This window comes from Phenylobacterium sp., assembly GCF_030698145.1.
Taxonomy (GTDB): Bacteria; Pseudomonadota; Alphaproteobacteria; order Caulobacterales; family Caulobacteraceae; genus Phenylobacterium.
Genome location: NZ_JAUYNW010000129.1, coordinates 1 through 6,618 on the forward strand (window position 1 = coordinate 1; position 6,618 = coordinate 6,618).

8 protein-coding genes and 1 pseudogene are annotated in these 6,618 nt (G+C 69.1%); 4 read left to right on the top strand and 5 right to left on the bottom strand.

Annotation, left to right across the window (positions count from 1 at the left end):
- The 4 genes and pseudogenes from Q8Q77_RS18395 to Q8Q77_RS18410 all read left to right on the top strand — a co-directional run.
- Positions 1 to 671, top strand: a pseudogene (locus tag Q8Q77_RS18395) (MFS transporter); the annotation flags it as partial.
- Positions 672 to 735: 64 nt separating this feature from the next.
- Positions 736 to 2,058, top strand: coding sequence for an adenylosuccinate lyase (purB, locus tag Q8Q77_RS18400; RefSeq protein WP_305585278.1), 1,323 nt, complete (start codon positions 736 to 738; stop codon positions 2,056 to 2,058).
- Positions 2,059 to 2,128: 70 nt separating this feature from the next.
- Complete coding sequence (locus Q8Q77_RS18405; protein WP_305585280.1) at positions 2,129 to 2,500, top strand: RcnB family protein; 372 nt, start codon at positions 2,129 to 2,131, stop codon at positions 2,498 to 2,500.
- An 87-nt stretch (positions 2,501 to 2,587) separates the two neighbouring features.
- Positions 2,588 to 3,064 carry a nuclear transport factor 2 family protein gene (locus Q8Q77_RS18410; protein ID WP_305585281.1) on the top strand — a complete coding sequence of 159 codons (477 nt, stop codon included), beginning with the start codon at positions 2,588 to 2,590 and terminating at the stop codon, positions 3,062 to 3,064.
- 6 nt (positions 3,065 to 3,070) lie between these two features.
- On the opposite strand, the gene Q8Q77_RS18415 is transcribed toward Q8Q77_RS18410, so the two are convergent.
- The 5 genes from Q8Q77_RS18415 to Q8Q77_RS18435 all read right to left on the bottom strand — a co-directional run.
- Positions 3,071 to 3,241 carry a hypothetical protein gene (locus Q8Q77_RS18415; RefSeq protein WP_305585282.1) on the bottom strand — a complete coding sequence of 57 codons (171 nt, stop codon included), beginning with the start codon at positions 3,239 to 3,241 and terminating at the stop codon, positions 3,071 to 3,073.
- Between the two features lie 118 nt (positions 3,242 to 3,359).
- Positions 3,360 to 4,295, bottom strand: coding sequence for a DUF808 domain-containing protein (locus tag Q8Q77_RS18420; RefSeq protein WP_305585283.1), 936 nt, complete (start codon positions 4,293 to 4,295; stop codon positions 3,360 to 3,362).
- The gene (locus Q8Q77_RS18425; protein WP_305585284.1) at positions 4,295 to 5,491 is read right to left on the bottom strand and encodes a glutathionylspermidine synthase family protein; all 1,197 of its coding nucleotides are present in this window, start codon (positions 5,489 to 5,491) and stop codon (positions 4,295 to 4,297) included. The genes Q8Q77_RS18420 and Q8Q77_RS18425 overlap by 1 nt, the downstream gene beginning before the upstream one ends.
- Positions 5,492 to 5,494: 3 nt before the next feature.
- Positions 5,495 to 6,256: a PspA/IM30 family protein gene (locus Q8Q77_RS18430; protein WP_305585285.1), complete on the bottom strand. Its 762-nt coding sequence runs from the start codon at positions 6,254 to 6,256 to the stop codon at positions 5,495 to 5,497.
- A 14-nt stretch (positions 6,257 to 6,270) separates the two neighbouring features.
- A partial coding sequence (locus Q8Q77_RS18435; RefSeq protein ID WP_305585286.1) for a YjfI family protein occupies positions 6,271 to 6,618 on the bottom strand: 348 nt, incomplete at its 5' end.

Below are 6,618 nucleotides of genomic sequence, written 5' to 3' on the forward strand. Positions count from 1 at the left end.
ATGCGCAAGTCGGGCTGATCACCGGCCTGGTTGGCGGGTTCTCGGCCGGTCTCGGCACACTGCTGGGGGGCTTCCTCACCGACCGTTTGGCCAGGCGTTCGCCGGCCTGGTACGCGATCACCCCGGCCATCGGCCTGACCATCGCCGCGCCGATCTATATCGCCGCCTATATGGCGCCCACCTGGCAGACCGCGGCGCTGATCCTGCTGATCCCCGGCATCTTCCACTACACCTACCTCGGCCCCACCTTCGGGGTGGTGCAGAACATGGTCGACACCCGCCGGCGCGCCACGGCCACGGCCCTGCTGTTCTTCTTCCTCAACTTGATCGCGCTGGGCGGCGGCCCGGTGTTCACCGGCTTCATCATCGACCGGTTCGCGGCCTTCCACTTCGCGGTGCCGCAGGCGAGCGGCGTCCTGGCCAGCATCGGCTCGCTGTTCGGCGGGAGCGCGGCGGACTTCCAGTCCGTCTGCCCCGGCGGCTCGGCGCCGGTGGGGTCGGGGGCCGACGTCGTGGCCCAGTGCCAGGGGGCGCTGGTCTCCGGCACGCGGGAGGGGATCATCGTCACCCTGCTCTTCTATGTCTGGGCCGGGTTCCACTACCTGCTGGGCGCCATCGGCCTGACCAAGGCGCTCGCCAAGGCCCGGGCCGACCGGGGCGAGGCGGACTAACCGCCCCACTGGCGTTGCGATCTCCGGCGCGCGGGGCTAATCACGCCGCGTAAGGAGCCCCGCCATGATCCCCCGTTACGCCCGCCCTGAGGCCGCCCAGATCTGGGACGCCCAGACCCGCTTCACGATCATGTTCGAGATCGAGGCTCACGCCGCCGACAAGATGGCGCAGCTGGGGGTGATCCCCAAGGAAGCCGCGGCGACCATCTGGGAGAAGGGGCGCGGGGTGGTCTTCGACGTCGAGCGCATCGACGCCATCGAGCGCGAGGTGAAGCACGACGTCATCGCCTTCCTCACCCACGTGACCGAGCTGGTGGGCCCCGAGGCGCGCTTCCTGCACCAGGGGATGACCAGTTCCGACGTCAATGACACGGCGCTGGCCGTCCAGCTTTCGCGGGCCACCGATCTCCTGATCGAGGACGTCGACCTGGTGCTGGCGGCGCTGAAGAAGCGCGCCTTCGAGCACCGCCTGACCCCCACGGTCGGCCGCAGCCACGGCATCCACGCCGAGCCCACCACCTTCGGCCTCAAGCTCGCCGGCCACTATGCCGAGTTCGTGCGGGCCAAAGAGCGCCTGGCGATGGCCAAGTTCGAGATCGCCACCTGCGCCATCTCCGGCGCGGTCGGCACCTTCGCCAATGTCGCCCCCGAGGTTGAGGCCTACGTCGCCGAGAAGATGGGCCTGGCCGTGGAGCCGGTCTCGACGCAAGTGATCCCCCGCGACCGCCACGCCGCCTATTTCGCCACGCTGGGCGTCGTGGCCTCGAGCATCGAGCGCCTGGCCGTCGAGATCCGCCACCTGCAGCGCACGGAAGTCCTTGAAGCCGAAGAGTTCTTCGACGTCGGCCAGAAGGGCAGCTCCGCAATGCCCCACAAGCGGAATCCCATTCTCACCGAGAACCTGACCGGCCTGGCCCGTTTGGTCCGTTCGGCCGTGGTGCCGGCCATGGAGAACGTGGCGCTGTGGCACGAGCGCGACATCAGCCACTCGTCGGTCGAGCGCGCCATCGCCCCGGACACCACCATCCACCTGGACTTCGCCCTGCGCCGCCTGGCCGGCGTGGTCGACCGCCTGCTGATCTACCCGGAAAATATGCTGAGGAATTTGGACAAGCTGGGCGGCCTGGTCCATTCCCAGCGCGTGCTGCTGGCGCTCACCCAGAAGGGCGTCGCCCGCGAGGTCGCCTACGCCGCGGTCCAGCGCAACGCCATGAAGGTCTGGCGCGGCGAGGGCAAGTTCCTCGACTTCCTGCTGGCCGACAGCGACGTGACCCTGACGAAGGCCGAGCTCGAGGAGCTGTTCGACCTCGGCTATCACTTCAAGGCGGTGGACGCCGTTTTCGCCCGCGTGTTCGGCGTCGAGGCCATGGCCAAGGCCGCGGAATAGGCCCCAGATAGGCCCAGCCTGAACCTCGCCGCTCCCCAGGCGTTAAAGTGGTCCAGTTTGGAGACCGACCATGAAGCGCCTGATCCTGTTCGCCGCCGCCGCGGCCCTGCTGACAGCTCCAGCCGCCTTGGCCGATCCGGGCCAGGGCAAGGGCCATGGCAAGGACAAGCACTACAATTCGGGCCCGCCCGGCCTCTCCGACAAGCCCTACGGCATGCCCCCCGGCCAGGCCAAAAAGATGTGGCGCAGGGGCGAACGCATGCCGCGCGCCTACTATGTCGAGACCCGCTACGTGATCGTCCAGCCCCAGCGCTACCGGCTGGCGCCCCCGCCCCCCGGCTATCGCTGGGTGCTCGTGGAGGACGACGCCTACCTCGTGCGGTCCACCAATGGCCTGGTCGCCCAGGTGGTCGCCGACGTGGTGGTCAGCCTCCTTCGCTAAGGCCGCCAGCCTGGAGACGATAACAGGGTTCCTATTGCAATCGGCGCCGATCGGCGCTCCCGTGCTCCAACCACATGGGAGGCTGACATGAAGTCCCTGCTTGTTGGATTGCTCTGTTCAATTGGTCTCGCCACCGCCACGACCGCCGCGGCGGCCGACGCACGACTCGCCGCGCCCATCGGTCAGTTCATCGACAGCTTCAACAAGGGCGACCTGAAGGCGGCCGTGGCCACCCATATGGGCGACGTGGCCATTGTCGACGAGGTGGCGCCCTTTGTCTGGCGCGGCCCGGGCGCCGTCGAGGCCTGGGCCGGCGACCTGGCCAAGGACGCCACGGCCAAGGGCCTGACGGACCAGTCGGTGGCCCTCAGTCCCGCCACCCGTGAGCTGGTTTCGGGCGACCGGGCCTATGTGATCGTGCCGGCGGTCTACAGCTTCAAGGATCACGGCAAGCCCATGCGCGAGGCCGCCCAGATGACCTTCTCGCTGCGGAAGGACGCCGCCGGCGCCTGGAAGATCAACGCCTGGACCTGGACCGGCCCCGATCCGTCGCCGGCCAACTAGGGCGGCTCAGCTCTTCGGCTTGAGGTCCGGCCGCGAGGCCAGGAACGCCGCCCGCTCGGCCGGCGTCAGCACCTTGGCGCGCTTCTGCCGCGACACCTTCGGCGTCGGCGCGGCATAGGTCCCCGTGGGCGGCGAGCCGCCCTTGAGATCGGAGAACCGCTTGGGCGGAGGTTTCATCGGTGTCTCCCGCGACCCGCGCGCCTGCGGGTCGCCCCTTCATCGCAGATTCCGACGCCGCGCGCGCCACCCTTCCATTCCCTGACGTCACGATCCGAACATCGCCCTGGGGGAGGATCTAGTGGGCTTTCTTGCGCGGCCAGAAGTGGATCACCGCCACGATCGGCGCCCCGACCAGCAGGCCGACCACCGCCGAGCCCGCGGCCATGGCGGCCCAGCCGGTCACAGCCCCGATCCCGGGAGCCGCCGAGGCCCAGTGCGACACGCCCTCGACCAGGTGCGGCACGGTCTCCAGGTGGAAATGCTCCAGGCCGTGGACGATGATCCCGCCGCCGACCCACAGCATGGCCGCGGTGCCCACCACCGTCAGCAGCTCCATGACCTTGGGCATCCCGTGGACCAGGCCCCGGCCGAGGCCCGCCATCAGCCGGCTCCGGCGTTCGGCAAGGTGCAGGCCGATATCGTCCATCTTCACGATCAGCCCGACCACGCCATAGACCCCGATGGTGATCGCCAGGCCCACCAGGGCCAGGGCGCCGGCCTGGACCGCCAGCGGCCGGTCGGCGACGTCGGCGAGCGCGATAGCCATGATCTCGCCCGACAGGATCAGGTCGGTGCGGATGGCGCCGGCCACCTTCTCCTTCTCAAGGTCGGCGGAGCTCAGCGCCAGTTCCTCGGGCTCGTCGACCGGGTCGTGGTGGGTGAAGGCCTCGATGATCTTCTCGGTCGCCTCGAAGCAGAGATAGGCCCCGCCCATCATCAGCAGCGGCGTCACCCCCCAGGGCGCGAAGGCGCTCAGCAGCAGGGCGCCCGGCAGCAGGAAGAAGAACTTGTTGCGCAGCGACCCCATGGCGATCTTGAAGACGATCGGCAGTTCCCGGTCGGGGGTGAAGCCCATGGCGTAGCCGGGCGTCACCGCGGCGTCGTCGACCACCACCCCCACCGCCTTCGATCCGGCCTTGCCGGCGGCGGCCGACATGTCGTCGATCGAGGCCGCGGCGATCTTGGCGATCCCCGCGACGTCGTCCAGCAGCGCGACAAGACCGGACGCCATCAGGAACCTCTACGGATAGGGATGACCTCGGCGGTCTCCAGGATCACATGCGGCACGAACCGTGAGCGGTCGCGGGTCACCCGGCCGCGGTCCTCGCGGATTCCCATGCCGGCCGGCTCGTCGCCGATCACCCAGGACCCGACCACCGCATAGTTGGCGCCGAACTTCGGCGGCGGACAGAGCGCCTGGCGGATCCAGCCCTCGGCGCCGTAGCCCTGGTCCAGCACGCTGGCGCGGCGGCCCTTGTCGTAGAGCTCAAGATTCGCGCCCTCGCGGGAGAACAGCGGCTTGCGCACATAGGACCGGCCCAGGCCGTCGGCGCGCGGGTCGTCGTCGAACCAGGCCTCCAGCAGGTTGGGATGTCCGGCGTGCCGCTCCCACAGCAGGGGCAGCAGGCCCTTGTTCGACAGCACCGCCTTCCAGGCCGGCTCGATGAACTGGGTCCGGCTGGCGGCGATCTTGTCGCCATAGGTGTCGCGGAACATCTGCTCCCACGGATAGAGCTTGAAGATCGCCCCGATCAGGAAGTTCTCGGCGTCCACGAACCGCCCGTCGGCGTCGAGCCCGATCTTGTCCAGGGCCACGAACTTGGGCGTCAGCCCCGCCTGGCCGGCCACGTCCTCCAGGAACCGCACGGTCTGGCGGTCCTCGACGAAGTCGGCCTCGCTGGCGAAATGCACGAAGCCGCCCTGCGGGAAGATCGCCTTGAACCGGTCGCGCAGCGCCTCGTAGAGGCTGTTGAACTGATCGGTCGGCGCCGGCAGCGCCCCGTCGGCGATCCGGTCCTCCAGCCACAGCCATTGGAAGACCGCGGCCTCATAGATGCTGGTCGGGGTGTCGGCGTTGTACTCGTAGAGCTTGGGCGGGCCTGACCCGTCATAGAAGAAGTCGAACCGGCCGTAGAGCGAGGGCTCCTTGGCCTTCCAGGACGCGGCGACCAGGGCCTGGGCGGCCTCCGGGATCGCCAGCCGGGTCATCAGGGCCGGGCTCTCCACCACCTCGGCGACCAGCTCCAGGCAGAGCCTGTGCAGCTCCGCCGTCGCGGCCTCGATGTGGTCCTCCACCTGGTTGAGCGTGAAGGCGTAATAGGCCCGCTCGTCCCAGTACCGACGACCGTCGGCATGGTGCCAGGTGAACCCGACCGCCTCGGCCTTGGCCTTCCAGTCGCGGCGGGGCGATAGCGCTATGCGGCGCATGGGTTAGCTGTCGGACTCACCCCGGCGCACCGGGACCTTGTCTTCGATCTGCAGGCGCGGAGCCTCAAGCGCCAGCGAAGGCGCCGTGGCCTGCAACCTCGCCAGCACGTCGTCGGCGCCCACGTGGCCGGGCAGGATGCCGGCGGCCTGCAGCTTGGCGTCGAGGTCGGCGCCGGTGCGGCGGTCCTCCAGTTCGCCTTGCGCGCGGAACTGCTCCTCGCGCACCGCCTGGCGTTCCTTGATCCGCTTGAGGCTGTCGGCCGCCGAGCCCAGGGTCGAGCCCGTGGCGCCGGCGCGGGAAACCACCGCCGACTGCGCCCGCTGGACGCTCTCATTGACCTTCACCACCTCGATCTCGCGGCGCAGGGCCTCGATCTTGGTGTCGGTCTGGGCCACGATCTGGCGCAGCCGGTCCTCGGCGGTGCGCAGCTCGGCGGTCTGGGTCGCCTTCTGCAGCGAGTCGCGCTCCAGGTCGGCGATCCGGGTGGCCACCTCGCGGGCCAGCGCCTCGTCGCCCTTGGCCAGCGCCGCTCGGGCCGAGGATTCGTACTTGCGGGCCTGTTCGGCGAACGACTTGGCCTCGTTCTCCAGCATCCGGCGGCGCGCCACCAGGGCGGCCATCTCGTCGCGCGCCTTGCCCTGGGCCATGTCCGCGTCGCGGATCTCCTGGTCCAGGATCTTCAGGGCGTTGGCGTCCACCAGGGTTTGGGCGCCTTCGTGGGCGGTGCCCCGCAGCAGGGCGGAGAGCTTGCTCCAGATCGACATGTTCTCTCTCCGGCTTAGGCGGCGACGCCGCTGAGGTTTTCGAACGACTCGCGCAGGTCGCCCGCCGCGTCGATGGCGTTACCCGCCAGGGTCCGCAGCTCGATCAGCACGGTCTGCAGCGAGGTCTTGGCGGCGATCTCGCCGAACAGTTCGTAATAGTCGCGGTGGTCGACGGTGCTGATCCCGAAGTTCGACAGGGGCACGATCTTCTGGGCCTTCAACAGGAAGACGTTGAACGCCGCCTGGTCCTTCTGCTCGTCCACCGGCCAGAGGATCACCGAGACCACCATCTGCAGCGGCCCGACACTGACATAGACCGGCAGGTCGCCGTATTCGTGCATGGTGACCAGCAGGACCGGCTC

Coding starts and splice junctions, on each gene's coding strand:
- Q8Q77_RS18425 (WP_305585284.1), bottom strand. CDS start 5,491: ATGCGCCGCATAGCGCTATCGCCCCGCCGCGACTGGAAGGCCAAGGCC.
- Q8Q77_RS18415 (WP_305585282.1), bottom strand. CDS start 3,241: ATGAAACCTCCGCCCAAGCGGTTCTCCGATCTCAAGGGCGGCTCGCCG.
- Q8Q77_RS18405 (WP_305585280.1), top strand. CDS start 2,129: ATGAAGCGCCTGATCCTGTTCGCCGCCGCCGCGGCCCTGCTGACAGCT.
- Q8Q77_RS18410 (WP_305585281.1), top strand. CDS start 2,588: ATGAAGTCCCTGCTTGTTGGATTGCTCTGTTCAATTGGTCTCGCCACC.
- Q8Q77_RS18430 (WP_305585285.1), bottom strand. CDS start 6,256: ATGTCGATCTGGAGCAAGCTCTCCGCCCTGCTGCGGGGCACCGCCCAC.
- Q8Q77_RS18420 (WP_305585283.1), bottom strand. CDS start 4,295: ATGGCGTCCGGTCTTGTCGCGCTGCTGGACGACGTCGCGGGGATCGCC.
- purB (WP_305585278.1), top strand. CDS start 736: ATGATCCCCCGTTACGCCCGCCCTGAGGCCGCCCAGATCTGGGACGCC.